The sequence below is a fragment of the Pontimicrobium sp. SW4 genome (assembly GCF_039954625.1).
Lineage (GTDB): Bacteria > Bacteroidota > Bacteroidia > Flavobacteriales > Flavobacteriaceae > Pontimicrobium.
Map to the genome: position 1 here is coordinate 919,850 of NZ_CP157199.1, position 25,355 is coordinate 945,204.

30 protein-coding genes are annotated in these 25,355 nt (G+C 31.5%); 7 read left to right on the top strand and 23 right to left on the bottom strand.

Annotation, left to right across the window (positions count from 1 at the left end; all coding sequences use genetic code 11):
- The first annotated feature begins 97 nt into the window (after positions 1 to 97).
- The gene (locus ABGB03_RS04350; protein WP_347925143.1) at positions 98 to 580 is read left to right on the top strand and encodes a Dps family protein; all 483 of its coding nucleotides are present in this window, start codon (positions 98 to 100) and stop codon (positions 578 to 580) included.
- A 90-nt stretch (positions 581 to 670) separates the two neighbouring features.
- Here the strand turns inward: ABGB03_RS04350 and ABGB03_RS04355 are convergent, their stop codons facing one another.
- The 8 genes from ABGB03_RS04355 to ABGB03_RS04390 all read right to left on the bottom strand — a co-directional run bounded on the left by ABGB03_RS04355 (position 671) and on the right by ABGB03_RS04390 (position 7,828).
- Positions 671 to 1,090, bottom strand: coding sequence for a DUF2141 domain-containing protein (locus tag ABGB03_RS04355; RefSeq protein ID WP_347925145.1), 420 nt, complete (start codon positions 1,088 to 1,090; stop codon positions 671 to 673).
- A 99-nt stretch (positions 1,091 to 1,189) separates the two neighbouring features.
- Positions 1,190 to 2,521 (bottom strand): DUF58 domain-containing protein, encoded by a 1,332-nt coding sequence (locus ABGB03_RS04360; RefSeq protein ID WP_347925147.1) that lies wholly within the window; start codon positions 2,519 to 2,521, stop codon positions 1,190 to 1,192.
- The gene (locus ABGB03_RS04365) at positions 2,521 to 2,871 is read right to left on the bottom strand and encodes a DUF805 domain-containing protein (RefSeq protein ID WP_347925149.1); all 351 of its coding nucleotides are present in this window, start codon (positions 2,869 to 2,871) and stop codon (positions 2,521 to 2,523) included. The genes ABGB03_RS04360 and ABGB03_RS04365 overlap by 1 nt, the downstream gene beginning before the upstream one ends.
- A gap of 15 nt (positions 2,872 to 2,886) precedes the next feature.
- Positions 2,887 to 3,903, bottom strand: a complete 1,017-nt coding sequence (locus tag ABGB03_RS04370; RefSeq protein ID WP_347926378.1) for a MoxR family ATPase — start codon at positions 3,901 to 3,903, stop codon at positions 2,887 to 2,889.
- A 66-nt stretch (positions 3,904 to 3,969) separates the two neighbouring features.
- Complete coding sequence (locus tag ABGB03_RS04375; protein ID WP_347925151.1) at positions 3,970 to 5,166, bottom strand: DUF4350 domain-containing protein; 1,197 nt, start codon at positions 5,164 to 5,166, stop codon at positions 3,970 to 3,972.
- A complete protein-coding gene (locus tag ABGB03_RS04380) occupies positions 5,163 to 5,927 on the bottom strand; it encodes a DUF4129 domain-containing protein (protein ID WP_347925153.1) in 765 nt (254 codons plus the stop codon). Before ABGB03_RS04380 ends, ABGB03_RS04375 begins: the two co-directional genes overlap by 4 nt.
- Positions 5,920 to 6,864: a hypothetical protein gene (locus tag ABGB03_RS04385; RefSeq protein ID WP_347925155.1), complete on the bottom strand. Its 945-nt coding sequence runs from the start codon at positions 6,862 to 6,864 to the stop codon at positions 5,920 to 5,922. Before ABGB03_RS04385 ends, ABGB03_RS04380 begins: the two co-directional genes overlap by 8 nt.
- The gene (locus ABGB03_RS04390; protein WP_347925156.1) at positions 6,851 to 7,828 is read right to left on the bottom strand and encodes a stage II sporulation protein M; all 978 of its coding nucleotides are present in this window, start codon (positions 7,826 to 7,828) and stop codon (positions 6,851 to 6,853) included. The genes ABGB03_RS04385 and ABGB03_RS04390 overlap by 14 nt, the downstream gene beginning before the upstream one ends.
- A gap of 23 nt (positions 7,829 to 7,851) precedes the next feature.
- On the opposite strand from ABGB03_RS04390, the gene ABGB03_RS04395 reads away from it, so the two are divergent.
- Both ABGB03_RS04395 and ABGB03_RS04400 read left to right on the top strand, forming a co-directional pair.
- Entirely contained in the window at positions 7,852 to 8,598 is a 747-nt protein-coding gene (locus ABGB03_RS04395) for an RDD family protein (RefSeq protein ID WP_347925157.1), read from the top strand.
- 90 nt (positions 8,599 to 8,688) lie between these two features.
- Entirely contained in the window at positions 8,689 to 9,291 is a 603-nt protein-coding gene (locus ABGB03_RS04400; RefSeq protein ID WP_347925159.1) for a trimeric intracellular cation channel family protein, read from the top strand.
- Here ABGB03_RS04400 and ABGB03_RS04405 read toward each other — a convergent pair whose 3' ends face one another.
- Positions 9,292 to 9,999, bottom strand: a complete 708-nt coding sequence (locus ABGB03_RS04405; protein ID WP_347925161.1) for a peptidylprolyl isomerase — start codon at positions 9,997 to 9,999, stop codon at positions 9,292 to 9,294.
- Between the two features lie 2 nt (positions 10,000 to 10,001).
- Here ABGB03_RS04405 and ABGB03_RS04410 point away from each other — a divergent pair, with 2 nt between their 5' ends.
- Together ABGB03_RS04410 and ABGB03_RS04415 are read left to right on the top strand one after the other, a co-directional pair.
- The gene (locus ABGB03_RS04410) at positions 10,002 to 10,643 is read left to right on the top strand and encodes a CoA pyrophosphatase (protein ID WP_347925163.1); all 642 of its coding nucleotides are present in this window, start codon (positions 10,002 to 10,004) and stop codon (positions 10,641 to 10,643) included.
- Positions 10,644 to 10,756: 113 nt separating this feature from the next.
- Positions 10,757 to 11,554 (top strand): lysophospholipid acyltransferase family protein, encoded by a 798-nt coding sequence (locus tag ABGB03_RS04415; protein ID WP_347925165.1) that lies wholly within the window; start codon positions 10,757 to 10,759, stop codon positions 11,552 to 11,554.
- A gap of 1 nt (position 11,555) precedes the next feature.
- Here ABGB03_RS04415 and ABGB03_RS04420 read toward each other — a convergent pair whose 3' ends face one another.
- From ABGB03_RS04420 to ABGB03_RS04430, 3 genes are read right to left on the bottom strand one after another with little or no spacing between them, the layout of a single operon-like run.
- On the bottom strand, positions 11,556 to 11,729 hold the full coding sequence (locus tag ABGB03_RS04420) for a hypothetical protein (RefSeq protein WP_347925167.1): 174 nt from the start codon (positions 11,727 to 11,729) through the stop codon (positions 11,556 to 11,558).
- Positions 11,730 to 11,731: 2 nt separating this feature from the next.
- Positions 11,732 to 12,382 (bottom strand): hypothetical protein, encoded by a 651-nt coding sequence (locus ABGB03_RS04425; protein ID WP_347925169.1) that lies wholly within the window; start codon positions 12,380 to 12,382, stop codon positions 11,732 to 11,734.
- A gap of 4 nt (positions 12,383 to 12,386) precedes the next feature.
- Positions 12,387 to 12,881: an RNA polymerase sigma factor gene (locus ABGB03_RS04430; RefSeq protein WP_347925170.1), complete on the bottom strand. Its 495-nt coding sequence runs from the start codon at positions 12,879 to 12,881 to the stop codon at positions 12,387 to 12,389.
- Positions 12,882 to 13,013: 132 nt separating this feature from the next.
- On the opposite strand from ABGB03_RS04430, the gene ABGB03_RS04435 reads away from it, so the two are divergent.
- Positions 13,014 to 14,285: an NAD(P)/FAD-dependent oxidoreductase gene (locus tag ABGB03_RS04435; protein ID WP_347925172.1), complete on the top strand. Its 1,272-nt coding sequence runs from the start codon at positions 13,014 to 13,016 to the stop codon at positions 14,283 to 14,285.
- Positions 14,286 to 14,416: 131 nt separating this feature from the next.
- Here the strand turns inward: ABGB03_RS04435 and ABGB03_RS04440 are convergent, their stop codons facing one another.
- The 7 genes from ABGB03_RS04440 to ABGB03_RS04470 all read right to left on the bottom strand — a co-directional run bounded on the left by ABGB03_RS04440 (position 14,417) and on the right by ABGB03_RS04470 (position 18,938).
- A complete protein-coding gene (locus ABGB03_RS04440) occupies positions 14,417 to 15,088 on the bottom strand; it encodes a DUF4395 domain-containing protein (protein ID WP_347925174.1) in 672 nt (223 codons plus the stop codon).
- A gap of 22 nt (positions 15,089 to 15,110) precedes the next feature.
- Entirely contained in the window at positions 15,111 to 15,581 is a 471-nt protein-coding gene (locus ABGB03_RS04445; RefSeq protein ID WP_347925176.1) for a hypothetical protein, read from the bottom strand.
- A 67-nt stretch (positions 15,582 to 15,648) separates the two neighbouring features.
- Positions 15,649 to 16,194 carry a DUF2807 domain-containing protein gene (locus ABGB03_RS04450; RefSeq protein ID WP_347925178.1) on the bottom strand — a complete coding sequence of 182 codons (546 nt, stop codon included), beginning with the start codon at positions 16,192 to 16,194 and terminating at the stop codon, positions 15,649 to 15,651.
- The gene (locus tag ABGB03_RS04455) at positions 16,181 to 16,561 is read right to left on the bottom strand and encodes a GntR family transcriptional regulator (protein ID WP_347925180.1); all 381 of its coding nucleotides are present in this window, start codon (positions 16,559 to 16,561) and stop codon (positions 16,181 to 16,183) included. Before ABGB03_RS04455 ends, ABGB03_RS04450 begins: the two co-directional genes overlap by 14 nt.
- Positions 16,562 to 16,564: 3 nt before the next feature.
- A complete protein-coding gene (locus ABGB03_RS04460; protein WP_347925181.1) occupies positions 16,565 to 17,320 on the bottom strand; it encodes a hypothetical protein in 756 nt (251 codons plus the stop codon).
- Positions 17,304 to 18,155 (bottom strand): ABC transporter ATP-binding protein, encoded by an 852-nt coding sequence (locus ABGB03_RS04465; protein ID WP_347925182.1) that lies wholly within the window; start codon positions 18,153 to 18,155, stop codon positions 17,304 to 17,306. The genes ABGB03_RS04460 and ABGB03_RS04465 overlap by 17 nt, the downstream gene beginning before the upstream one ends.
- Positions 18,156 to 18,263: 108 nt before the next feature.
- A complete protein-coding gene (locus ABGB03_RS04470; protein WP_347925183.1) occupies positions 18,264 to 18,938 on the bottom strand; it encodes a lysoplasmalogenase in 675 nt (224 codons plus the stop codon).
- 127 nt (positions 18,939 to 19,065) lie between these two features.
- Between ABGB03_RS04470 and ABGB03_RS04475 the strand changes: the two genes are divergently transcribed.
- Positions 19,066 to 21,219, top strand: coding sequence for a TonB-dependent receptor (locus ABGB03_RS04475; RefSeq protein ID WP_347925184.1), 2,154 nt, complete (start codon positions 19,066 to 19,068; stop codon positions 21,217 to 21,219).
- A gap of 109 nt (positions 21,220 to 21,328) precedes the next feature.
- Here ABGB03_RS04475 and ABGB03_RS04480 read toward each other — a convergent pair whose 3' ends face one another.
- The 4 genes from ABGB03_RS04480 to ABGB03_RS04495 are packed head-to-tail and all read right to left on the bottom strand — an operon-like array spanning position 21,329 to position 25,335.
- Entirely contained in the window at positions 21,329 to 22,249 is a 921-nt protein-coding gene (locus ABGB03_RS04480) for a carbon-nitrogen hydrolase family protein (RefSeq protein WP_347925186.1), read from the bottom strand.
- A gap of 5 nt (positions 22,250 to 22,254) precedes the next feature.
- The gene (locus ABGB03_RS04485; RefSeq protein WP_347925188.1) at positions 22,255 to 23,157 is read right to left on the bottom strand and encodes a peptidylprolyl isomerase; all 903 of its coding nucleotides are present in this window, start codon (positions 23,155 to 23,157) and stop codon (positions 22,255 to 22,257) included.
- A 4-nt stretch (positions 23,158 to 23,161) separates the two neighbouring features.
- Positions 23,162 to 23,713 carry a RidA family protein gene (locus tag ABGB03_RS04490; protein WP_347925189.1) on the bottom strand — a complete coding sequence of 184 codons (552 nt, stop codon included), beginning with the start codon at positions 23,711 to 23,713 and terminating at the stop codon, positions 23,162 to 23,164.
- Positions 23,714 to 23,766: 53 nt separating this feature from the next.
- The gene (locus ABGB03_RS04495; RefSeq protein ID WP_347925191.1) at positions 23,767 to 25,335 is read right to left on the bottom strand and encodes a M28 family peptidase; all 1,569 of its coding nucleotides are present in this window, start codon (positions 25,333 to 25,335) and stop codon (positions 23,767 to 23,769) included.
- Between the last annotated feature and the right edge of the window lie 20 nt (positions 25,336 to 25,355).

The following is a 25,355-nucleotide window of genomic DNA, read 5'->3' on the forward strand; positions in this document are numbered from 1 at the left end:
ATTTTATGCTATAAAGATATAAAAACTATCAATAAAATTTATACAAAAACACCTTTTTAATAGATTAAATTTGTAGTAAATAAAAAAAGTATAAGATATGGCAACAATAAATAGCATAGGTTTAGATAGCAAAAAAGCCAAAATTTTAGCAGAAGATTTAAATACATTATTAGCAAATTTTCAACTGTATTATCAAAACTTAAGAGGCATTCATTGGAATATTAAAGGACGAGCGTTTTTTGATTTACATGTAAAGTTTGAAGAGCTTTATAACGATGCCAATATAAAAGTTGATGAGATTGCTGAACGAATTTTGACACTTGGAGAAATACCTTTACACACATTTGATGACTATACAAGCCACAAAAAGATACCAATTGGTAAAAACATTTCGGAAGATAATAAGGCAGTAAAGTTAATTGTTGATTCCCTAACGGAATTATTAAAGATAGAAAGAGAGATTTTGAATAAGTCTGGTGATACTGATGATGAAGGAACTAATGCGATGATGAGCGATTTTATCTCTCAGCAAGAGAAAACTGTATGGATGATGAAAGCTTGGTTAAATGAAACAGTATAACTATTGATTAATAGTTAGTTTTTGATTGATTGGAAAAGGAGCATATTTTAAACATGCTCCTTTTTGTTTTTTGATTGATATGGTAAGTTATTAGAACTTTATTGTTAGTTCAATACTTTTATCTGCTACTACAAATTTTCCTTCTGAAAAAGTTGGAGGCCCCATTAACATTGGGTTATTTGATAATCCGAACGATTCTAATGGCATTCCGTTAGGTTCAAAATCCATACGTTTGTTATCATTTTCGTCGTGCAATGCTAAAAGTGCATAATTCCCAGGAGCAACATTTTTAAAAGTGTAAACTACTTTTCCATCTTTTACTTTCGCTGCTGTTTGTTGCAAAGCTTCAGTTTTCATAAAAGTGTCAGCTGTATGTAGCCCAATAACAACATGACCTCTGTCGTTAGAAATATTTTCAATTGTTACAGTAATGTCTTGTCCTTTAGATTCTTGTGCAAAGCTTAAAGTTGTACTTATAATAAGTGCAATAAATAGTGATAATGTTTTCATGAAGTATAGTTTTATTTTGTTTTACACTGTAAAAGTCTATTATAAAAACGGGGTAAGGTAATTTGAGTTACCGAACTGTATTTTTTTACTTCTGAATTGTTATAATAAGCCTCTAGCTTTTATTTCTAAGTACTTATTAATGGTGTCAAGCGTTAAATTTTCTGGAGTAGTTAGAATGGAATAGATACCATACTTTTTAAGTTCGTTGACTATAAGACGTTTTTCAAACGCAAATTTTTCAGCAATTACTTTATCATATACTTGCTGAATAGTCTCTGCTTTGTTTTCAATTAAATTATTCAATTCTGTATTCTTAAAGAAAATAACCACTAACAAATGATTCTTTGCCATACCTTTTAAGTAAGGTAATTGTCTATGTAAACTATCTAAGGTTTCAAAATTGGTATATAGTAAAAGTAAACTTCGTTGGGTAATGTTACGCCTTACATCACTATATAAGCGACCAAAATCACTTTCAAAAAAATCGGTTTTAATATTATAAAGCCCTTCTAGAATCAAATTCATTTGCGAGGTTCGCTTTTCCGCAACTACCATGTTTTCTACTTTCTTTGAAAATGTAAAAATCCCTGCTTTATCATGTTTTTTTATGGCAATATTAGATATCACCAAAGCAGCATTTATAGCATAATCCAATAAACTCAATCCATCAAAAGGCATTTTCATTAAACGTCCTTTATCAATAACGGAATATACAGGTTGTGATTTCTCATCTTGAAATTGATTCACCATTAATTGATTGGACTTTGCTGTAGCCTTCCAATTTATAGTTCGTAAATCGTCACCTAGAACATATTCTTTAATTTGTTCAAACTCCATTGTGTGTCCAATTCTTCTAATTTTTTTAATACCATATTGATGTAGATTGTTGCTTATTGCAATTAAATCGTATTTACGTAATTGTATAAAACTAGGATACGTTGGTATCATGGCTTGGTCGTTAAAACTAAAGCGTCTAGCTATTAAACCAAAAACTGAAGTTGCATAGATATTTAATTTGCCAAAATGATACTCGCCACGCTCTGTTGGTCTTAATTGGTATTCTAATTCTGTTTTGCTTGTAGCATCAAGTTTACGTTCAATACTAAAATTACGGACTTGAAATTGCACAGGGATTTCATCAATAATATTTATGAATATTGAAAATGTGTAATAGTTTTCTATACTTAATCTAATTGGATTCTGGTCGCCATTTGAAAACTTTTCAGGTAGTATTCTATTACCATTTATTCCTTTTTTTGCAGTAAATAGTAATAAAACATCTAATAAAGCAAATACAAGGAGAACCAGAAATAATAACTTTACAATTACAAACCATCTTGGAAACACAAAACTAAACACAAACAATACCATAAGCGTGATGCATGCGTAAAAGAAACGGTTTTGTATGTAAAATGGTTTAAGTAATTTCATTAGCCTTCGTTTTGACGAATTTTTCCAGTTTCTTCAGGACCTTTTAATCCTTTAGGATTTAATCCATATTTGTTTCTCTTCGGAATTCCATCTTCAATAATTAACCAGAAAAAATAAAATGGAATAAATTGATAAAAACCATTCACTCCAATATCATGACAACGTTTGGTGCCTTGAGCAATAAAAATATAACTCGAAATAAGAAACATAGACCAAAACACTTCTACACCATACGTTGTACCTCTTGTTAAAAACCAGAGTGAAAAATAAACAATACAGTAAATTACGATTGTAATTAGGTATTCCAATCGTCTAATTCTGCCTTTAAATGAAAATGGGTCTTTAAACATGACTTATGGTTTTAGTTATCTCGGAATTTCCACTGCTTCAATGATTTGATTAATGATTTGCTTTGTAGTAACACCTTCCATTTCACGTTCAGGAGTTACAATGACTCTATGTTGCAGAACTGGAATGGCAGATTGTTTAATGTCTTCTGGAGTTACAAAATCACGTCCATTCATAGCAGCAAAGGCCTTACTTGCTTTTAAAATAGCAATCGAAGCTCTTGGTGAAGCACCTAAATATAAAAATGGATTATTTCTAGTGTTTACAATAATATCAGCAATGTATTTTACTAAATGCGACTCAATAATCACTTGATTCACTAAACCTTGAAACTTGGCAACTTGCTCTTTAGTTAAATGAGAGGTTATTTTTGCTGTCTTGTTTGCGCCTTGAAGTCCATGTTCACGATTAATAATTTCAATTTCTTCATCAAGGTTTGGGTAATCTATATCAATTTTGAATAAAAATCTATCTAGTTGCGCTTCTGGAAGTCTGTAAGTTCCTTCTTGCTCCACAGGATTTTGAGTTGCTAAAACGATAAAAGGTAAATCCATTTGATATTTATGACCATCGATAGTTATTTGGCGTTCTTCCATTACTTCAAACAAAGCAGCTTGTGTTTTAGCTGGCGCTCGATTTATTTCGTCAATAAGAATCATATTAGAGAAAATGGGTCCTTGTTTGAATTCAAATTCTGAAGTTTTCATATCAAAAACCGAGGTTCCTAGAATATCACTTGGCATTAAATCGGGTGTGAATTGAATACGACTAAAGCCAACATCTAATGATTTTGCCAGCAACTTAGCCGAAATAGTTTTAGCAACTCCTGGCACACCCTCGATTAGCGAATGTCCATTAGCTAAAATAGAGGCGATAAGCATATCAATCATACCTTTTTGGCCAACAATAACCTTGCTTATTTCATTTTTAATAAGCTCAACACCTGCTTGAAGTTCGGATAAATCGATACGATTTTTAAAATTAAGATTTTCTTCTTGTGATTCTTGAACTTCTTGTGGTTGTTCATTCTCCATAGCTTTTTGCTCTTTATTATCTTGATTTAGATTACCGTCTTGAGAGTCGTTTGTATGCTCCATATGTTAGTTGTTATAAAAGTCTTCTATTGTTTTATTTAGGTTTTTTAAATCATCTTCATTGCACATTTGTTTGGCTTTTAAATGTACAATAAGATTCATTGTTTTTTTAGTTTTGTCTAAGTCTTTTCCAGATTTTAAAGCTAGATTTTTTATAAATTTTTCGTCTAGCAGTTGTGTGTCTAGATAATACTTGCGTCTTATAGATTCTAAAAAGTAGGTGATTTTTTTATCTATTAAGTTATTATGGTCTTTTGTTTCGTAGTACAAGTTTCCAATTGTCTTTGTAAATGCAATGGTTGAATTCTCTAAAGGCTTGATAACTTTTACTATACGTTGCTTCCGTTTTGCGTTAAACAGTATAAATATGAGTAACGACACTAAACCAAATATCCAAGCCCATTTTAAAGCTGGTTGACTTAATACAAATCGTAAAGGGGAATCACCTAATTCAGTTCGCTTTTTATTACGAGAATCGTAAAAGAAAGTATCGTCTGGCAAGTATGATAAAATAGCTTCAGCATATTTCTTATTGTTATTTTTTAATAATGAATAATTGGTAAATGCAACAGGCTGTAAATGCAAAAACACTTCGCCAAATTCATGATTAATTTTAACGAAATTAATATGTACTCCGTCATTAAATTTTTGATAACCTAAAACTGTTGTTTTGGTTGAATCTAATTTTGAGAAATAGATATTGCTTAAACCTCTATCAATAGTAATAGAATCATTTTTAAAAGCTGGATTTGCTAAACTTAATTGTGCTTTACCAGTAAAAGCATAATCATTTTCAAGATCTATCCCCAAGGTGTCTAAAAACTTTTGTGGCAAATAATTACTAGACATAAAAATGGTGTTTCCATGCGATGCAAAATCTAGCAATTCTTGAGCAGAAACTTCATCAACATCAGCATAATCATCAATGAGCATATAGTTTCCAGAAGTTGTATAAGTAGAATCTTCCCAACTATAGTATTCATCAAAATATTCATAAGGTGATACAGCAATATCTTGCACCTCACTTTCAGGAAATAAATTTGAAAGCTCATTATATAGTATAAAAGTTCCGTAAGGTATGGTATGTACTTCGTTAAAAGTTCGTGTCCAGTTTATAGGTTTTGGCTTAGAAAACTCAATGGCAATTGCCCCAATAAAAAGCAAGATTAACAACCCAATGTATATTTTTATGGTTTTGTTCATGCTTTTATGGATTTAAAGAATTTATTAAAAGCATGTTTTGCTTTACTAAACTGCTCATCGTTTACATCGAACTCACCATACCAGATGTAATTATATAAATAGGATGTATACGCAAACTCTTTTTTTACTTCTGGAGTTTTTATTTCGTTTTGGTAGTCGTTATTCGTTTTTTCAACATCATAATGAATAATTTCAGCAGTACTTAGTTTTTTTAGTAACCACAAATAGTAATATCTAATGGCTAACCTGTAATTGGAATTACTTTCGGCTTCAGCAATTAAATCTTTAAAATTGGTTGCATGAATATTTGCTTCAATATCTGTGGCAGGTATAATACTTTTGTCGGACGATTTTCCAAAAACCCAAGCACCTTCTTTATTGACGATAGCTCTAAAAATAAAATAAACAACTATAATAAAAAGTAATACACCTCCAATTTTAATAGCTAAATCCGTAGCTCTTGCTGCTTGCCCTTTGTTTTTTATATTGAAAAGACTTTGAAACTTATCGCTTAGCCATTGTTTAAATCGTGTCCACCAACCAGATTTTTCTATAGTTCGCTCGTAGATAAACTCGTCTTCGCTATATTTTTCTTTTAAGTTATCAAACTTTCGTGGTGAAATTTCAGAAGTATCTACTTTAAGAGTATCACTTACACCTTGCGTTATTTTGAATTCATTATAATTTGACGCTTTTATTTGTTGGAATGAACAGCAAATAAAAATAATGAAGACTATATGTAAACCAATGTATTTATTCACCTGAGCCTATTTGGTCAATTACACTTTTAGTATTAATATTTTCGTTGTCTTCTTTTAAACTGTAAAACACAATACCTTGGTTTAATTGTGTAATATTATTTAAAATAATACCAACAATAAAAGTGATAAAAAATATGACTAGCATCATCACCATAAGTGAGGCACCTACTTCCTCAGGGTTTAGGTTTTCTCCTTGTTGTGCGCTCGTAAACATGTCACCTAAAAAAAATAAATAAGGAATCATGGTGATAACATTTTGAACAACATAAGCCATGAGATAAAATATTCCAACACTACCTACTGCAGCCCAGAATTTTTTGGTCATAAGTGTCCAAGCATACCCAAAACTATCCCAAACACCTCTTTCTTGACGTATGTATTCCATAAGTGTCATGTTGTAGAACAACGAAAAAGCACCAGCTAAAAAAGGCAATAGTAAAATTCCAATAATGGTTATCATTAATACAAAAGCGCCAATACCTAATACGAACATCAAAGGAATTCCAAGTAAAATACCACACAATAGAAAAATGAAAAGTTTTCCTAAGTTTTGTTTGTACATCTGAATTATTTCTTTGGTTTCAAAATGTTTACCATTATTTTCAGCATACAACTTTAAATAGATAGCGGAATAGGAATAAGAGATGAGTCCAGCAACAAGTGCTACAACTAAAAAGAGTATCATTAATAGAATGAAAATTCCAAAATTCTCATTCATATAGTCGTCAATTTGTGTGTTACTATTACCTTGTAGAACACCACCAAAAACAATATCTGTGTAAAATTTGGATATAACATACCCAATAGCCATTAACATTAATAAGAAAATACCATTGACAATAAAGAAGTGTTTAAAGTAATGCTTTCCATTTAGCTTTATAAAGCTAAATGTATCTTGAAAGAAGGCACTAAACCCTCTTGATTTATATAACTGCATACGTTTGTTTAAGTTTTTTATGTACTAGGCGAGGGTAAATTAAATAGTAGTATGAAATTATGCTAAGTGTAATTAAAATAATGCCAACCGATAACCAATTTGGCATCGCATTGGAATAGCGAGTTACATAGCCTTCTAGAAACCCTGCAGCAATAGTAAACGGAAAGGTGCTAATTAAAATCTTAACACCATCTTTCATCCCCATTTTAAAAGAGGTTAATCGCGAATATGTTTTAGGAAAAAGAATACTTGCTCCTAAAATGAGTCCAGCTGCTCCTTCAATAACAATAGCAAAAATCTCCATTGAGCCATGAATCCAAATACCTCTTACGCTTTCCCATAGCACACCTTCTTTGTAAAAGAAAAACTGAAACGCACCAACCATAATACCATTGAAAAGTAATACTAATCCTGTGCCTATGCCACCAAAAACACCAAATATAAAGGACTTTATGCCAACATATAAATTGTTTAAAGTAATGCCAAAAGCACTACCCCAATTACTCCCACTTTTATATACAGCAACAGGGTCGCCAGATTCAATATTTTCTAAGGTCATATTAACATAATGGTCACCTAAAATCAACCTTACAAACGTATCATCGTAAGCAGCAGAAAGAGCTCCAATAGCTACAAACGATAAAAAAAGTACAAAGGCATAAAGCACATAACGTCTGTATTGATAAACAATCAGGGGCACTTCAACTTTCCAAAAATGAACAAAACGATTAGTATCTTCTCTCTTGGTCTTATAAATTTTCTGAAAAGCTTTAGCAGCTAAGTTGTTTAAATAAAGAATTGTTTTACTTTTGGGATAATAAGTTTGTGCATAGGACAAATCGTTTACCAAATGAATATACAAAGACGCTAGTTCATCAGGGTTTTTAAGAGTTTTTCCAAAAATGGCTTTTTCAAAATTCAGCCATTTTTCTTTATTTTGTTTGATAAACGCAACTTCTCTCATAGACTTTCAAATTAACAGAATAAATGGTAGAGTTACAAATAAACACTACTCAAAATGTAAATATAAATTTTACCGCAGCAAGTGTTGGCGAACGCATACTAGCTTGGGGAATTGATTGGTTGATTAAAATCGCCTACATTATTGTGACTTACCAAATAATGTTTAAGATTTTTAAAATTGATGAACTAGTTGAAGACATGGACTTTTGGTCACAAGCTGCTGTTTTTTTAGTGTTTTATTTGCCTGTGATTTTTTATTCTTTGTTGTTTGAAACCTTATTGGATGGACAGACTCTTGGAAAACGAATTTTAAAAATTAAAGTGGTAAAGATTGACGGTTATCAAGCTACTTTGTCCGATTTTATAATTCGTTGGATTTTTAGAATAGTCGATTTAAATATGATGAGCGGTATCGTTGCGTTAATATCTATCATTACAAGCCCAAGAAACCAAAGGTTGGGGGATATGACTGCTGGAACTTCGGTTATTACCTTGAAGAATAATGTAAACATTAGTCATACAATTCTTGAAGATTTAAAGCAAGATTATGTACCATCCTATCCAATGGTTATTAAGTTGTCTGATAATGACGCACGAATTATAAAAGACACTTTTAAAACAGCAGCTAAATCAAAAGATTATAAAACACTTATAAAATTGCGAACTAAAATAGTTGAGGTGCTTGAATTAAAAGAGGTAAAGCATAATACAGATCATGAGTTTATTGACGTTGTTTTAAAAGATTATAACTACTATACCCAGAACATGTAAGCAGAGAACTAATTTTTCTATTTCAGAAAAATGTTGTGAATCGCTTATGCTGAGCGTAGTCGAAGCATCTTAATATAATTATAAATAAATATGTTTTATATCATCGACATTTTAGGAACTATTGCTTTTGCCATTTCTGGTGTATTGGTAGCAATGAACAAAAAAATGGATCCGTTTGGGATTTTAATAATTGCATTTGTTACAGCAGTTGGAGGAGGAACACTTCGAGATGTATTGATTGGGCAAACTCCAGTAAGTTGGATGAAAGACATGACCTTTACTTATGTTATTTTAGGATCAGCAGTATTTGCTGTTATAGCAAGAAATAAGATAAATTACCTAAGAACTTCCTTGTTTTTATTTGACACTATAGGAATTGGTCTATATACTATCATTGGAGTTGAAAAAGGATTGTCTGCTGATTTGCACCCAGTAATATGCATTGCTTTAGGAACGATATCAGCGTGTTTTGGTGGTGTAATTAGAGATATTTTATGTAACGAAATTCCTGTGATTTTTAGAAAAGAAATTTATGCTACTGCTTGCATTTTAGGAGGTTTAAGCTATTTTTTAATACGTAAATTACCTATTGAAAGCGACTATGTATTCGTGATTTCTGGAGCTATTGTTATTTTGGTACGTTTGCTAGCTGTTCGTTTTAAAATTACGTTACCTAGTATTTATAAAGCCTAATTACTCAATAATTTCAACTTTTTTAATATAAACATTCTGTAAAGGCCAATCAGATTCATCAGTTTCGACTGCTGCAATTTTGTCAACCACTTCCATACCACTAATTACTTTTCCAAAAATAGTATAGTCACCATCTAAAAACTTTGCACCACCACGTTGTTGCACAATAAAAAACTCAAAAGGTGATGCTAATTTATGAGGATTTTCTATCTCACTACTTGGCATACTTATAACACCCCGATCATGTGTATAACCTTTTTTTGTATCTGTTGGTAGTAAATAACGACCTATATTGGTTCGCTTTCTAGAAGTAGCTCTATTATCACTGTTACCTGCTTGCACTATAAAGTTATCTATTACTCTATAAAACTGGGTATTCTCAAAATACTTTTGTTTGGTTAGAAAAATAAAGTTAGCACGATGAAATTTGGTTTTATCAAATAACAAAATATCAATATCTCCAAAATCAGTAATTATTCTAACTTTATTTTCTTTATTATGTTTTTCATATTCTAAAAAAAACTCCATAGCATTTTTACTATTAAGCTTAGGGAATTCTCTTTGATCTTCGTTTGTTATTACCTTAGGTTTAGCATCAGTTGTTTTTTGTTCTGTGCTTGGAGCTTTGGTTGTTGTTTTATTTTGCTTTTGTTTATCTTCACAATTCAGAAATAAAATACAAGCACAAAAAAGTAATATAAATCGCATAGATGAATTTTGATGAATTTTTAGTTTCACTGTCAAAAATAAAAAATATCCCATTGCCAGCCGAAGCTTCACAATTTAAAATGTCGCCACCTTTTAGAAGAGAACTTGTAAAAGAGTACAAAGACCAAATGAAAGATGCCAAACGAGCTGGTGTTTTAGCATTGTTTTATCCAAATAATTTACAAGAAACACATTTAGTTTTAATATTGCGTAAAACTTATAAAGGTGTGCATTCGGCACAAATTGGTTTTCCTGGAGGTAAGTACGAAGATGATGATAAAACCTTGAAGCATACAGCCGTTAGAGAAACTTGGGAAGAGATAGGCGTATTAGACCATAAAATAGAAGTAGTTAAAAAAATGACTGAAATATATATTCCACCAAGTAATTTTTACGTGCAACCTTATATTGGAATTGTTACTGAAACGCCTCAATTTGTAAAACAAGATGAAGAAGTTGAAGACATTATAGAAGTGCCTTTAACTCATTTTTTAGATGAAACTATTGTTGTAACTAAACCTGTTGCAACGTCTTACACTGTAAAGATTGATGTTCCTGCTTTCCAGCTTAACGGACATATTGTTTGGGGAGCAACAGCCATGATGCTAAGTGAAATCAAGGATGTATTAAAAGCAGTTTTATAATATTTATGATAAGAAGATTTTATCAAGCTTGTTAATTAGGAATTTGTTCACTGCCTAAAACAGAAAAAATATGTACGTTTGCATTCACTAACTATTAGATTGACGCAATATTTATGGGATTGTTTAAGAAAAATCCTTTTGGGCATATACTATTTATAAAAAAATGGTTGATTAGAATTCTAGGAGCCATTACTCACAGACGATTTAGAGGATTTAACGAATTACAAATTGATGGTTCAGAAATTTTAAAAGAACTTCCAGAAACCAATGTGTTATTTATCTCAAATCATCAAACCTATTTTGCTGACGTGATTGCAATGTTTCATGTGTTTAATGCAAGTTTGAGTGGTCGAGATGATTCTATTAAGAATGTAGGATACCTATGGAACCCAAAGCTTAACATCTATTACGTTGCTGCCAAAGAAACTATGAAATCTGGTTTGCTTCCAAAAATTTTGGCTTATGTAGGTTCGGTAAGTATTGAGCGTACATGGAGAGCGGAAGGACAAGATGTAAATAGACAGGTAAAAATGAGTGATATTTCTAATATTGCTAAGGCGTTGGACGATGGTTGGGTTATTACATTTCCGCAAGGAACTACAACACCTTTTAAGCCAATTAGAAAAGGAACTGCGCACATCATTAAGCGTTATAAACCTGTAGTAGTACCAATTGTTATTGATGGTTTTAGACGTTCATTTGATAAAAAGGGCTTACGTGTAAAAAAGAAAAATGTCTATCAATCATTTGAGATTAAGGAACCTTTACAAATAGATTATGAAAATGAATCTATTGCTGAGATTGTCGAGAAAATTGAATACGCTATTGAGCAACATCCATCATTTTTAAAAGTGATTCCTCAAGAAGAATTATTAGCTAAAGAAGAGCTTAATAAAAAGCGTGAGTGGTAAATTAGTTTGCTTTATCAGTCTTTGATTCATCTGATTGCTTATCATTGTTATTTGATAAAGCTATAACTACAAACACAATTCCAATTAGCATAAAGAAAAATGACCAATCAAATAGTTTTGATAATAAGATTAATACAATACCAATAATTAGTTGCTCTTTTTTCCCTATTTCCATAACTAAACTTCTAATTTTTTAAGCTCTCGATAATTGTTATTTAAGCGTTTTAAAAGAATACCATAAATTAACCAATAAAACAATAGTAAAACACCTATAACTAAAGCAAGCATAATGAATGTGACTATAATAATACCTGCGTAAAACTTCAATAATTCACCATCCGCAGTAGCATTGTCTATAATTGTTCTTGTATTTGGATCTTGATTCATAAAGTAAGGAAGCAAAACACTTACACTTACTACCATAGCAATTAAATTAAAACCAACATATTGTTTAACTGTTCTTCTTGTTCTTAAAATATTCTCCATTAATGTTGTTGCATTATCTGTAGAATTTATCCTTCTATAATTCATGTAAAATCTATAGAAAAAATAAGCTAAAATTACATATGAAATTACGCTCATTATTATAAAAATGGTACTGGATTCTATATTATCAATATTTACCATTTCATCATTATATCCAGAATATTTTAAGGCAAAAGCAACAGCAACCCAAAACACAAATTCCAAAATACTTATTATAAAAATCCATTTTACAATGGAAGATGATTTTTTAAGTATCATCTTATATATTTCATTATATGACAATTTTGGGAAGTTATTATCTTCCTTTTTCCAGTCCTTTTTTAATAATTCTAATTCATCCATAGTATTACGGATTTAAAATAGTTCTAAGTTTAGTTTTTACACGGTTCATTTTCACTCTTGCATTTACTTCACTAATTCCCATTGTTTCACTTATTTCTTTATAATTCTTGTCTTCTAAATACAAGAATACTAATGCTTTTTCAATATCATTTAACTGCCTTACAGCATTATATAATAGTTTTAGTTGCTGCTCCTCGGTATCGTCATATTCTTCAGCCGAAATTTTAAACTGCACGTCATTAAAATCCTGTGTGCTAATTCGTCTTTTCGATTTTCTGTAGAGCGTAATTGCTGTATTTAATCCAACACGATACATCCAAGTGCTAAATTTTGCATCACCACGAAATTTTGGATATGCTTTCCAAAGCTGTATAGTGATTTCTTGAAATAAATCGTTGTGCGCATCATAATCATACGTATACAGTCTGCATACTTTATGTATAATGTTTTGATGCTTCTCAAGCAATTCAACAAAACTATGTTCTAATTCTTTGGTCAATTTGATAAGTTAGTTACTTTGTAAGTAGCTTTAAATTTTAATTTGTTACAGTTGCATTAAATTAATATTCAAAAATAGTGTTTAAGAGGCTTATATTGTATTTTTGTAATATTTAATTTTCAAGTCATTTTTATGAATATTCCCGAGTCAGAATTCCCAAGAATAGTAATAATTGGCGGTGGCTTTGCAGGAATTAACCTCGCTAAATCTTTAGCTAATAAAAAAGCCCAAGTTGTTCTATTAGATAAAGATAATTACCATACATTTCAACCGCTCTTATATCAAGTTTCAACTGCAGGATTAGAACCAGATTCTATTGCTTATCCACTTCGAAAAATTATTAAAAGGCATAAACATTCTTTTTTTAGACTTGCTGAGGTTAATAATATTGATACCACATTACAAATTGTAGAAACCAATATTGGAAATTTAAAATATGATTATTTGGTTATTGCTACAGGTACAAAAACGAACTTTTTTGGTAATAAAACTATTGAAGCCAATAGTATGCCAATGAAAAAAGTACCCCAAGCGTTAAACATTAGGAGCTTAATTTTACAAAATTTTGAAAAAGCAACGATCGCCAACACAATAGATAAGCGTAAAGCTTTTCTCAATTTTGTGATTGTTGGAGGTGGTCCAACAGGAGTAGAGCTTGCAGGTGCAATTGCTGAACTTAAAAACCATATACTGCCTAGAGATTATCGAGACTTAGACAGTAGTAATATGCAAATTCATTTATTAGAAGGGAATAGCAGAGTGTTACCACCAATGAGTGAGCATGCTTCCAAAAAAGCAGAACGATTTTTAAAGAAACTAGGTGTGCAAGTGCACTGTAATACATTTGTTAAAGAGTATGATGGTTTATCTGTGATTACTAATACAGATTTAAAACTACAATCTGAAACCTTAATCTGGGCTGCTGGTGTTACTGGGGATCCAGTTAGTGGACTTAATGCTGAAGCACTTGTAGATAGATTAAATCGCTATAAAGTAAATCAGTATAATCAGGTGGAAGGTTACGATACTATTTTTGCACTTGGTGATATTGCGTATATGGAGACCAAAGATTATCCAAAAGGACATCCTCAAGTAGCACAACCAGCAATACAGCAAGGAAAATTATTAGGAAAAAATTTGATTAGGTTAATAAATAATCAAACTTTAAAGCCTTTTGTATATAAGGATAAAGGCTCTATGGCTACTATTGGAAGAAACAAGGCAGTTGTAGATTTAAAACATTATAAATTTGCAGGCTTTTTTGCTTGGTTTGTTTGGATGTTTGTGCACTTAATGTCTTTGGTTGGCTTTAGAAATCGTGTAATTACTTTCTTTAATTGGACGTATAACTATATTAATTTTGACAAAGCTGCACGCCTCATTATAAGACCTTTTAAAAAATAAAATATTTAAGCAGAAGATATATGTTTAGAACACACATCTGTAAATGTATTAAGGGGTTAATAATCGTCGATTTCTATTTAGAAAATCGACGATTATAAGATAGGTTTCTAAAAAACACACTTTTTAAGGAGCTATTCACTTACAGAACCATTTATTATATCCCATAAATTATTTGGGCTTTCATTAAATGGCTCGTTAAAAAGAAAGATAATAAGTAATATGTAAGCTATAAATGCAAAAATGATCAAGATTTGAAACTTTGAGGTTCTTTGTATATCTTGTCTATCTTTTAACTCGCAAACTTCACCAGGGCAATATTGTACTTTATCCTTGTAGAATATACCATAGAATTTACACCCTAAGCATATACCAAAAGCTGTTTCCCAGAACAAAAACACTAAGCATATCAAACATATTAAGGCAGTTATAGGTCCATAAGAGTTAACAACATTTGTGAGTATAAATATTAGAAAAGATAATGCAAATCCAATCACCCAGGCAAACTTTTTTTGAGGAGCTCCAACATATTCAGGAACTTGATTTCTAACTATTAGACGACCAATAATTAAGAATGGAGAAAACTTTGGGTTGATGAAGACACGTATACTAATATCAGTAAAAAAGATAGTAACTGCATATTTCAGCATAGTAAAGTCACTAGTAAAAACAACCATTAGGATAGAAATAAACATGATTAAGAAAAGAATTCCTGCTGCAGCTCGTATTTCTCTTTCATTTAGTACAGGAATATTGTAGCCTTCTACATGTTCACCAAATTGAACAGTTTTATTTTTTGGTTTCATTTTTTCGATTTTTAATTGATTATTAATTTTTGATTGACGATTTTTTAAAATTGAAGAAGTTTGCTATATAAATTTTGTAAGTATACGACCATGGAATTATGATTAAATCTATAATGACAGCAATTAAGCATATTTTAAAGAACTCTTCTAAACTAGAATTTAAAAGGCCTGCAGATTTAGCCGGAAGGTAGACTCCAATAATCCATGCAAATTTATACAGCAATTGTAAAAGTATTAGAGGTAACATTTTTAGTGGATATCTAACTCCTAAACCCATTAATAAAGAATAAGAAGCCCAAAAACTAATTGCAACGCCGCTAAGAGTATCTAATTGTTCACTAGGAAAGAAGATTGTTGACCAATTATCAAAAGCCAGACTGATAAAAGTCAAGAGGTATATTGCTCTCATAAGATACAATTGAAGTTTTGGTGGGCTTTTAATATGTGAGCGTACAATGTTTAAAGTGTTCACATTACTTTGTGTTGATTTCATAATATTCGTTTTTTGATTGATGATTGATTAATTGATGAAGATTTTTTGATTTATACTATTGATTATTTTAGTTGGTAAATTCGATGTTAGATGTGTTGCCTTTAAATTTTATTTGAGAACCTGAGGCAGCTTTGCACTGAACAGATTGAAAAGATAAGTCTAGATTTGCTCTAGTATCACTACTGAATTCTAAATCTAGATTGTCTCCAGTAACTTTACCTTGGGTTTCAAAATACGCACCAGAATCGACTTTTAAAGAAATAAGAGCATCATTATATATATATACTTTTACTATATGATTTTCTCTTTTTTGTTTAGCCATTTCTATGATTAATGTCTCATTTTTAGTTTTTGTAATTACTTCTTGGATGACCTTTTCTTGGGCTTCTATTTTAATTTGCGAGATACTGTCTTGTGTAAAATAAACCTCAATTCCATGACTTAAACTAATCTTGTTGAAATTAGCAACAGTTCTTTTTTCTGTAGAGTAAGTGACTGTTTCTTTTTTGTATTTAGAACTATGTAAATGCCTATTAACTCTCAGCTGGAAAGCGATAGAAAAAATAAAAATGGCACCAAGTGCACTTAAGATTATTTGATTACTTTTTTTCATCTTCACTGTTTTTTAAATAGGTATTAAATGATGCTTTAACTTCTTCAAAGGTTACATCGAGTAATTTCATTTTTTTGAATACATCTGGTAGGACTTCTTCTTTAAATTCTTTTCTTTTTATTTCAAGGACCTTTTCATAACCGCTTTCAGAAACAAAATATCCAACACCACGTTTGTTATGGATAACATTAAGTTCTTGAAGATATGTAAACGCTCTCATAGCTGTATTAGGGTTAACCTCTACCATAACAGCTACTTCTCTTACCGAAGGTATGCGCTCTGCTTCCTGCCATTGTCTTAAGAGAATATTCTCATAGAAAAATTCTACAATTTGCAAATAAATAGGCTTTCCGCTGTCAAAGTCCATTCCCTATACTTCTTTTTCGGTTAATTTAAAATAAGCTGCAATCAACATTACTGGACCCAATATAATAACCCAAAACCATGTTCCGATTGTTGAAAAATCGTTTAACGCAAGGTCAAAAGCATTGGAAGTCAACTGCTCGCTAGAAAACATGTCAACAGCACCATCATTTACAGCAAAACACATGATACCATTCAAAACAGCTAAACTAATTACTAGTATCAATATCCAGAATAAGGTCTTCCCAAGCCTATTTTTATTAAAAGCAATTGAACCAAGCAGGAATAACGGTTGAATGACTAAATAGAATTTTATTACTGACCAATAACTATTAGAGAAGAAGGGTAGCATATGCAACTCTACTTTTGACATCATGCTTCCGGTAACTATAGCAATTTGCCCTATAATTTGAGCAAATATTGAAAATATAACTACGTATAATATACTTGTTGCAAACCAAGTAGCAAGAAGTTTTTCTTTGGGAGATATTGGCAGTGAAAAATAAAAGAGATTGAGTTGCTTGTTGTTGGCCTCTCTAAAGATTGAAAGTGTTAAGTACAAACCTATAGGTATGAAAATGATTCCAAAAATATTGGCGAATTCATTTGGAGTAATAATGTAGTCATATCTTAAATTAACCCAAATAGCAATAAAGAAAAAAGCTGCAGCTACAGAAAATGCTGTTATCAAACTTCCGCGTAGAAGTATAATATCTCGGTAAATGAAATCGCGTATACGTTGTATGCTAAACTGTTGTTTCACGGTATGAGTTTTTTAAAGCATTATTAATTGTTTCGGTCTTGCTTAAAGCTGCATTAAACAAAAGTTCTAAATCCACTTCGGTTTCATCTTTATCCTTACGATGATGAATTGCCTTTCCTCCAAAAGACACATCAGAATAAATAAACGAGTCTTCAATGTTTTGAAATGTCTTTCCAAACCACAAATGCTCAGATATTTTAGAAAGAGACTGGTCGAACAAGACTTTGGTTTGATCTAATATAATAACATGATCTATCAAGTTGTGTAGATCCCTTACTTGATGCGTGGAGATAACAATGCATTTTTCATCATTAATAACTGATGCTAGGATTTTTCTAAATTGACTTTTAGAAGGAATATCTAGCCCATTTGTAGGCTCATCCATAAGTAGCAATTTAGTGTTTGCAGAGATTCCAAAAGCTATAAGAACCTTTTTCTTTTGCCCGAAAGATAGGTTTGAGATATTTTCTGTTGGTAATAGTTTAAACTCTTGTATTAATTCATAAAACTGTTCTCGAGAAAATTTTGGATAAAAAACAGAGTTCACTTTTTCGAAAGTTGCAATCTTTAGTGCAGACAATTCGAAATTTTCTGGAATAACAAAAATGTCTTGTAGAGCACTAGCCGATCGCTTAGAAACATCTTCTCCTTTAACTAGGCATGTTCCTGATTTAGAAAATAGTAAGCCAGCCATTAATTTTATTAGTGTGCTTTTACCTTCTCCATTTCTTCCAAAAAGCCCATAAATTTTTCCTGACTCTAAATGTAATGTAAGGTCATTTAGAATTGTTTTCCCATTAGGATAGTTAAATCTAAGGTTATTAATCTGTATCATATTAGTGTATTAGTTAACTAGTACACTACAAATATAATTATATTAAAGAATTATACAAAAGTTTTTTATTTAAAGTATTAGTTAGAGTTAAATTATAAAAAGGAAAAGCTATTTTATTTGCTTTAATATTCCTAAAACAATGCAGTATTGAGCCAAGGCATAAGTAAGCATTATACTAATATTGGAACTAGGAATAGGACTATAAAACTTATTTAACGCTAACAAACTATCAGAAGCAACAAAAAATAGCGCGCCAATTAGCACTAAACTATAACTAATAGTCATTACGCTATTTTTTCTTAAAGATGCAGTAATTGCCATTGTTAGTATAATAAATATATATACTATTACAGGAATAAGCATATCTCCTAAACCATCTTTAAGTATATAAAACAAGCCAGAAGCATAGATGAGAAGTATTATAATAAAAGAGAGAGGTTTATGAGTACGATTCCTTTTTTCAATAAAGGCAAGTATGTACATAATATGTGCTAGTAAAAAAGCAACTAAACCGCCAAGAAAGAAGCTAGCAGACATATCTACAAACATTAATAATACGTCACCAACTAACGAAAATATGAGTGCAAACAACATTATAATCCAAGTTTTTCTATTTAGGTGATTTCCATTTTTATAAAAGAACAGAGTTAAAGAAACTAGAATTAGAGGTTTAGCAGCATAATGCAAAGTTTGTAATGAACTTATACTAGAGGTAATGAGTTCAATAATTACAATTATTGAAAAAAGAAGAGTAAATGATTTTTCAGTTTTCGAAAATTGCATATGATCTATTTTTTCAAATATATTCAATTCATCATTAAAAATTTACAGTTCGGTCATTATAAGTTTTGTTTTCAAGGTTGATACTACACTTTTGTCTCATCAATCAAAACGAACAACATTTTTAAACATGAGAACACTAATCACCTCACTATTTATTTTACTAAGTTTTAGTATATCTGCTCAAACAGTTGTTAGCGGAAAAATCACCAATAACAAAGGAGTACCTATTGAAGGTGCTAATGTGTATCTTGAAGGAACCTATGATGGAACAACTTCAAATAAAGACGGAAAATTTAGTTTTAATACTACCGAAACTGGTTCACAAACCTTAGTAGTTTCATTTATCTCTTACGAGAAATTTATTATGGTAGGAGATATATCATACATGCAAAATATAGATATTAAACTTCGTGAAGATGTTAGTGCTCTTGATGCTGTAGTACTTTCTGCAGGAACGTTTGAAGCTGGTGATAACAGTAAAGTAAATGCGTTAAAACCTTTAGATGTAGTAACGACTGCAAGTGCTTTGGGTGATTTTGTTGGAGCGTTACAAACCTTACCAGGAACTGCAACTGTTGCCGAAGATGGTCGTTTGTTCGTTCGTGGTGGTGAAGCCGAAGAGACACAAATTTTTATTGACGGCATTCGCGTTTTCACACCATATGCGCCAACCACAAATAACACGCCAACAAGAGGTCGTTATTCGCCATTTTTGTTTGATGGCATTACGTTTTCAACAGGAGGTTATTCGGCGGAGTATGGTCAAGCGTTATCATCTGTATTGCTTTTAAATACAATAGACGAACCAGACCAGGAAAAAACGGATATTGGTATTATGACTGTTGGAGCTACGCTTGGTAATACTCAAAAATGGGACAAAAGCTCTATAAGTGTCAATGCTTCCTATATTAATTTAGCTCCTTATATTGGATTATTTCCAGATAGAAATGATTGGAAAAAACCATATGAAGGGCTTTCAGGTGAAACCGTTTTTAGACAGAAGTTTGATAATGGGTTATTAAAACTATACGCTGCTTTTGATACGTCTAATTTTGAGTTGACTCAAGAAGATATTAACTATGAAGAGGGTGTGCATTTTAAATTAAAAAATAATAACTTATATGTTAATAGTTCCTATCAAGGAATGCTTAACGATAATTGGTCTGTTTTTGGAGGGATGAGTTATACATATGCTGATGAAAACATAAATATTATTGATAATGATATTCGTGACCAAGAACACTCGGCGCATTTTAAATTCAAGTTTAAAAACAGAATTAGTAATCGATTAAAATTATATTTTGGGAGCGAATATTTTACAACAAATTTTAATGAAGAATACGCTTCTGATTTTGTTGCTAAAACAGATTACGGATTTAATAACAACATCTTTGCAAGTTATGCTGAAGCAGATGTGATTTTCTCGAAAGCATTTGCTTTAAAAGCAGGATTAAGATTAGAGCATACATCATTATTGGAAGAATTTACCATATCACCACGTTTGTCGTTGGCTTATAAAACGTCACCAAAAAGCCAGCTATCTTTTGCCTATGGAAATTTTTATCAAAACCCGCAAAGTAATGTTTTAAAATTCACTCAAAATATTGAATCACAAGAAACTAGTCATTATATACTAAATTATCAGTTAAATTCTGAAGGTCGTATATTTAGAGCAGAAGCTTATTATAAAGACTATGATAATTTATTAAAGTACGATGATGAGTTTACCAATTTTGATACCAGTTTTTCAAATAAAGGTTATGGATTTGCAAAAGGTATCGACTTGTTTTGGAGAGATAATAAGAGTATAAAAAATACTGATTATTGGGTGAGCTATTCTTATTTGGATTCTAAACGTAACTATAGAAATTTCCCTGTTGAAGCTCAGCCAAATTTTGCAAATACTCATAACTTATCTGTGGTAGGAAAATATTGGATTGAAGACTGGAAAAGTCAAGTAGGTTTTAGTTATGCATTTGGATCTGGCAGAACGTATACTAATCCAAACATGGATGGGTTTTTAAATCAAAAAACAAAAGGATATAACAACATAAGCTTAAATTGGGCGTATTTGCTGAGTCCACAAAAAATACTATATTTTTCAATAAATAATGCTACTGGATTTAAAAACATTAATGGTTATCAATATGCAAATACGCCTGATTTGAATGGTGATTTTGCTAGACGAAGCTTAAAACCAGCAGCAGACCAGTTCTTTTTTATTGGATTCTTTTGGACAATTAGTGAGGATAATACAAGTAATCAGTTGGATAAGTTGTAAAAGTTTTGCCGTTTTTATGAAGTCAAGAATTTACTTTTATACTTAAAAAATAGATTTAGGCCTCTGCAGAAACGGTAAATGGTTTTATTTCTTTCAGTAATCTAATTACTTATTCCTTTTTAATATCAGGTTGCCCTTTTACATTAAACTCAAAAATATCGTTACGTGCATAGTGGCCAATAACATCAAAATCTAACTTACTACGTTTAATGTCTTCTAAATCTAATTCAGAAACTAAAACACCAGCTTTATCAAATAAAGGTCCATTTATAATTTTCCCTAATGGTGATACAATTATGCTCCCTCCTGAACAAAATTTTTCTGACTGATTGGAAATTTCGTTTTTGTATTTGTCAGGATACATCGAGGTGGTCATATACTGATTGCAGCCCAAAACAAAACAGCGACCTTCTAAGGCTATTTGTTGCATGGTTGCTGTCCATTGCTCACGCGAATCAGCTGTTGGTGCAATGTAAATTTCTACACCTTTTACATACATACTCATTCTTGCTAAAGGCATGTAGTTTTCCCAACAAATGAGTCCTCCAAGTTTACCAATTTTAGTATCAAAAGTAACTAAAGATTCCGCTCCTGCTTCAGCCCAAACTAGACGTTCGGTTCCTGTGGGTTTAATTTTTCGATGCACACCAAGTAATCCTTTAGTAGGTGAGAGGTATAGCATTGAACAATACAAACTACCATTGGTATTTTGCTTTTCGGTTACTCCAATAACAATATAAATATTTTGTTTTTTTGATAAGTTTTCTAAACGGATTAAATCGTCGCTCTCTAAATCAAAACTATTGTTGTAGTAGTCTGTATAATGTTGTCTACCTTCATCTGTTCTGCTACCAATGGTTGCGCCAAACGAAAACCCACGAGGATATCCTGGAATAAATGATTCTGGAAACACAATTAATTCGCAACCATTATTAGCATATTGCTTGGTAATGGTTTCTACCTTTTCAATTGTTTTTTTCTTATCAAAAAATACTGGAGCATCTTGAACAACGGCTACTTTAATTTTCATTTTTACTATTGACGTTTAATCATTCGTGCAGTAATAATGCGAATATCATTTATGGGTTTTCCGCCATTATTAGTTTGCACTTTAGCAATACTATCTACTATGCTCATGCCTTCTATAACCTCACCAAAAACTGTGTAATTTTGATCTAAATGTGGTGTTCCGCCTATAGTTTTATATACTTCTCTATGAGCTTCTGGATATACGTACTTCTTCATTTTTTGAACTTCAATATCAACTAATGAGTCAATATTATACAAATTAATTTTATCCCTTAAAGCTTCTATTTTTAGGGTGTCTTCCTTAGTAAGATTTTTTTTTTCTTTTTGTCTTAATTCTTTACTGAATTTTGTGTATTCATCTATTTTAGACCTTATTTTTGGGCTATTAATTATAGTTTTATAGGCTATTTGTTCATTGACTCTTTTTTCTTGAATATTTAAAGTACTATCATTATAAGTACCTCTTTGTACAATATAAAACTGTAATCCACTTGATAAAAGATCAGGGTTAGATATGCCTCCAGACCTTGCAGCAGCTAATGCTCCACGCTTATGAAATAAATTTGGCTTTATTTCTGCTTCAATAGTATAATTCAATTCAGTGTCACCACCACCATTATATGTTTTTGATGGCTTACTTGTTGGGTTTCCTGCTTGAATAACAAAGTCCTTTATAACACGATGAAAAGCAATACTATCATAGTATTTTTCATTAACCAGTTTAATAAAATTGTTTCGATGTATCGGTGTATCGTCTGATAAACGTAAAATGATAGTGCCTAAGTCTGTAATCATTTCAACATCTTTTGATAAGTCACTTTTCATGACACCTTCTTCAATCTCTTTATCACAACTTAAAAGGAATGCTAAAAGAAAACAACTAGTAATATATTTTATATAAGTTTTCATAATTTTAATCTTGAATTTCTACAATCATTTCAATTTCAACTGCTATATTTCGGGGTAGTGATCCCATACCTACAGCTGCACGTGCATGTTTTGCTCGGTCACCAAATACTTCAACCATAAGGTCAGAAAAACCATTAATAACTTCGGGATGTTGGGTAAATGCACTATCTGCATTTACCATACCTAATACCTTTACAATACGGACTACTTTGTTTAGATCTCCTATTTTATGCTTTAATACAGAAAGTTGAGCAATACCTGTTAATCTAGCCGCTTCGTAGCCTTCTTCGATAGTTAAATCAACTCCTACTTTACCTGTTATATAGCTACCATCTAATTTACTAGGGCCTTTACCAGCCATAAATAGTAAGTTGCCAGTTTTTACGGCATTTACATAATTTGCAACTGGTGGTGGAGAAGGACTTAAGGTGATTTTTAATTCTTCTAAGCGTTCTTCGACATCGTAATCGTATAAAGGTTCTACTAGCTCAGTCTTCTGTGTATTTTGTTTACATGCGGATAAGATAATCAAGCATAAAATGAGAAATCGTTTCATAAAAAGAGAAATAAAAAAGCCTGTTATAAGTGTTAAGAACAGGCTTGAAATAATTAGTTATATTTTAAATTCGCTTCCTTGCGAGGTAATTTTTTGTCACGCTGCGAAGTTTGCCAAATAAAATAGGCGATAATAGTTGCAGCTTGCTTTAAATCATCAGCAACTAAATGGTCAAAATTATCCATGTTTGAATGGTGTGTTTTTGTAGAGTAAGAAATTGGCTCTTGTATAAATTGGAATCCTGGAATTCCAACAGCATCAAAGGCTAAATGATCTGTTCCTCCAGTATTACTTAAACTTAAAGTAGAGGCGCCCATATCGTGAAAAGGTTTTAACCATTCTCTAAAAATAGGGGATACTGCTTGATTACCTTGAAGATATACACCACGTAATTTTCCTGTACCATTATCCATATTAAAATAACCAGATACTTTTTTCTGTGCTTGTTTTAATGACACTATACTTCTACTAGATTCTCCAGTATTGGCAAAATTTTGAGCAACATAATTTCTCGATCCATGTAAGCCTTGTTCTTCTCCAGTCCAGAGAGCAATTCGTAAAGTCCGTCTTGGTTTAATACCAGTTTCTTTTATAGTTTCTATAAGTATTCTAGCAGCTTCCATCATTACTGCTGACCCTGCACCATTATCTGTAGCTCCTGTTCCAGCATGCCAAGAATCGTAATGTGCTCCAAACATTACCACTTCATCTTTCAAATCGGTTCCAGGGATTTCAGCAATTACATTATTTTCATTGCCATCAGGATTGGTATATTTAGATTGAGAATCAATACTTAATTTAACTGGAATGCCTTTTTCTAGCATTCTAAAAATTCTATTATAATGTTCTATGGCAACTGTTATTTGTGGTACTACATATTTATCATTGTCGCGAGCACTACCTTCTGCAGTTCTTGCACCCGATACAAATACAGTTCCTAAGTCTCCTTTGCTACTTCTATCTAATATTGCTAGAGGTTTTTCGCTTTCTAAAAGTTTCCAAGTAGCAACTCGAAGTTCAGCAGCTGAAGCATTACCTCCAAATCTTCTTCCTCCTTGCCTCGGAACTGGTGCTGTCGCATTTGCTAAGTTGAGCAAGCTCTCAGAATCATGTCGTTTAGCAGTTGCTTCAAAAGCTTCTTTAACTTCACGCATATCTTGAATCATTACAAACTTTCCTGATAATTTACCTTTATACTTATCGAGATCACCAAGTGTTGTCGCATTTAAATAAATGACTTCTCCTGATCCTTTGGATGGAGATGACCATGCTTTTGGGTACGCTATTATTGGCCAATAGGTTGGTGCTTCGGCATGCATTTCAAAATGTGTCATATCCCAACCGCGACCAAATGATTCCCACTGTTCAAGATGAGAATTTTGCATTCCCATTTTTGTTAGCTTGTTTTTTGCCCATTCATTAGCATTTTTTAATCCAGTAGAACCGGTAAGGCGTTGCCCAAGAACATCAGTAATATAGCTAGCAATATCCATAACTTGGCTATTTTCTATGCCATGTTTTTTAATAACATCTGCTATATTTTTCTCAGTATCGGTAGTATTTTGGGCTGTTAACGTAAGTGATAAACATACAAATACGAATAGTGAAAAAATGTATTTCATTTTGGTTGGTTTTTAGTTGA